Below are 398 nucleotides of genomic sequence, written 5' to 3'. Positions count from 1 at the left end.
GCCGCCACATCGCGCGTCTCCTGCGGATGGCGCGGGAACATCATCTGGTAGAGGATCAGCGAATCCTTGCCCGGCGCGAAGAGATCCGCAAGCTTCACCTTCGCCGGCCGGCCTTGGTCATCGAGAGCGTCGAACACATAGTGCTGCGGCACCAGCCCGCCCTGCGGCAGAGCGCGTCGCGCCTCGGCCACCGCCTCCATGGCGCGGCGCAGCTCGATTTCCTTGCGCAGCAGCTTTTCGCGGGCGGTGCGGTATCTGGCGGATTCATTGGGAAAGGTGATCATGATCGTCTCCTTCGCGCCGGCGTCCCGCCGCGCGTTGCTCTACGACCCAAGGACGCGCGTCCTGGACGCGTTCCGACATTTTTTACGCCGGAACCAGGCGTGCTTTGCGGTATT

General features: G+C 65.1%; 1 protein-coding gene. It reads right to left on the bottom strand.

What is annotated here, in order from left to right; translation table 11 throughout:
• On the bottom strand, positions 1–284 hold a 284-nt coding region (locus EN853_RS33205; protein ID WP_135861351.1), incomplete at its 3' end, for a DUF899 family protein.
• Positions 285–398: the final 114 nt, after the last annotated feature.

This window comes from Mesorhizobium sp. M1C.F.Ca.ET.210.01.1.1 (assembly GCF_004791585.1).
In the GTDB taxonomy this organism is placed as follows: Bacteria; Pseudomonadota; Alphaproteobacteria; order Rhizobiales; family Rhizobiaceae; genus Mesorhizobium.
The sequence above is the reverse complement of the archived record's forward strand: the minus strand, read 5'-3'. Positions and strand labels throughout refer to the sequence as shown.